At 58.1% G+C, this 2,621-nt stretch carries 1 protein-coding gene; it reads right to left on the bottom strand.

The annotated features are described in order from the left end of the window. A partial coding sequence (locus tag JMV15_RS27765) for a hypothetical protein (protein ID WP_201491981.1) occupies positions 1-2,621 on the bottom strand: 2,621 nt, incomplete at both ends.

Here is a 2,621-nt window from a genome sequence, read left to right as displayed (position 1 = left end):
TCGACCGCCGTATGGTGGGTACCATCGGCAAAAATCCATTCAAACGTTATGCGATCCCGATTGCTCATACCGGTGTAGCGAACAGTGACCGTCGTATTGTGCTCAATCGGCAGCGGGTCCACCGTCACGTTCGGCCCGGTGTCGGTGGTGCCATTGATAAACGGGTGGGGCAATACGCCCGGCAGGGACTGGATGGTGTAGTGGCGCTCGCGGAACAACACCGCATTGGCCTTGTTGAAACTGCGGTCAAAGCAGACCCAGAAACGGACGGTTAATAGCGTTCCATCCTTGAGCTTGCGCAGTTCGTCCACGGGGGTCGGTGGCAGGATCCCAGTGCGTTCGCCTTCTTCGGTCACGAGGTTGTTGGTGTAGGTGGCCTCGAAGTATGGCGTCTCTGGAACGGTATCATAGGTGCCGCTGTACTCCATCCAGATGCGCTGAGCCCGATGAATGAAGTGCCAGATATTGATCATCGTGCGCTCGGTTCCATTCAACTTGGAGGTCTCGAGCACCGGGGCGTCTCCAATCCCTTCGATGGTCGGGATCGGCAAGGTGGTCAGGTTGAGCAGCAGCAGGTCGAGGATTGGAGAAGGTGTTTCTCGTCCGTTACGTATGAGGAAGTATTGCACGTTGATCCGTTGGCCAAATGGCGCAATATTGGCGCCCACGACTTCAGGCGGGACGGTGAAGTCCACGGTTTTACGGGGGTTGCCGTCTTGGGTTTCACAGTGGCTGCCGATGTCGGGAATGCCGGTCCAGCACGCTCGGATACGGTCGGTCGGTAGCATCTGCGCGAAGGTGACCCGAATGGTCGCACCGGCGGTAACCGCTTCCGGTGCCAATTGGTCGGGGGCTTTGGATGCTTCGAGGACTTCCGGGCAAGGCAGGTCACCCAGCGCCTTACCGACAGTCACTTCGAGTATTTCAGAGCGCAGGGTGCGCCCACCATTCGCGGGGATCATTGAATAGCTCAAGCGAATCACGCCGCCCAGGTTGGTGTCGGCGTAGTGCCGATCCAGCGAAAAGTGCACTGGACTTCCTGCGGTGGCGGGATTCAGGCGGATGTCACCCTGGGTGCTGCCGTCCACAGCCGTCCCTGTCAGGCGCCATGTAAAGACATCGCCATCGTAAGTTTCAGCGTAGGGCAGCGTGATGTCGAGCTGGCCAAACAAGTCATCTGGGTCTAGGTTGTCGTCCTCATCGACCCGGTCGATTTCCGGCCTTGGCATTTCGGCAATACGCTCGCCGAACCGCACATACGTCGACTCCGACTCGCGGATGGCCTGCGTCCCTGTACCCAATGCCCGCATGAGGCCGTCGTCTACCGTGTAGAAAACCCGCACATCGCCCAGCCCGATAAATCGAGCGAAGTTGGCTTGGGTTACGGTACGAAAACGGGTGGGCGGTGGTGGAGCGCCTGCGTTATGGCGTTGTTCGTATTCAACGAGCCCGCCACCCGGTAGAACAGCCTCCAGCCGCAGCCTGACCAGATTATCCGGATCGTAGGGCGTATAGGCCGGGTTCGGATAATTAATGGTGATGTAAGGCTCTTCGGGGTCAATCAAGCCGGCATCGGCCTGCACCACCGTGACTGCCGGCATGTCCGCAATCGTGCCAGAGATCAGGATCGTCAGGGATTGGGACTTGGCCAGTAAGGTGCCCAGCGGGAACTCAAGCCGCCAGGTGATCTTCATCGAGCCTTGGATCAATTGTTTGATGGTGTCGTCATCGACAGGAAACGAAGTCGGCCAACCCGGGTCCGCGCGCTGATCGGTCAGATCGAGTTCAAACGTTGACTCATCGGCGTGAGTACCACTCAAGGTTGCAATGACGCGAGTATTCGCCGGGACAAAACGGCCATCCGGAAGCTGAAAAGGCGTGACTACCTGAACAGCAAAGAATTTCCCTGCATCCTGATCATAATTGACCGAGGTGACCGAGGTGGAGCCGACGAGGAAGCGCGCCCGCCTGAGCAGGCTGGGGTCAAGCTCGGCCTGTACATGCACGGCCTGAGAAAAGTGCTCGACATGCCCGGAGCGGTTTTCCACTTCATCGAGCACCTGATAACGTATCGGTAGGAGGCCGCTGCCGGTGCCGATGACGCTTGCCGGAACTTCCACTTCAATCGGCTTTGCCCCGCTGGCGTGGTCGTCATCGAGTTGGAAAACCACCACCTGCGCGATCGTGTCCCAATACAAAAGAATCTTGTCTCGCACACGTTTACCGGGGTAATCGAGCGTGAACACTACGCCTTGGGCGGCGCGCTCCGGAGTCAAGACTGCGCCGGGCGCTGCGAGGTCGTCCGGCAAGCTGAGCAGCAATTTGTCGTGGTACCCCAGCCCGGGCTGTTCATCCAGGCCAGGTCGCGTGTCCTTGACGAAGACAGTCAGCTCATCTGAGGTACTTGGCGTGCCAGAGCCATTACGGACAACGCGTACAAACACAGGAAAGGATAGCCCCCGCGGTATACTTTCCTCGTTGATGGCCAGTTGAAAAAAGTTTTTGCCTGTTTCCTCTGGTTTGACGGTGTGAAAGCCCAGGCGCAACGTACGGCTGCCGTGGAAGTACTCGCAGGTATCACCCGCTTGCAAATTAATCCAGCGCAAAATGGTTACATATAG

Origin of the sequence: Pseudomonas paracarnis, assembly GCF_904063055.1 — a bacterium.
Classification (GTDB): Bacteria; Pseudomonadota; Gammaproteobacteria; order Pseudomonadales; family Pseudomonadaceae; genus Aquipseudomonas; species Aquipseudomonas paracarnis.
Note: the sequence above shows the minus strand (reverse complement) of the source record. Positions and strands in the feature narration are given on the sequence as shown.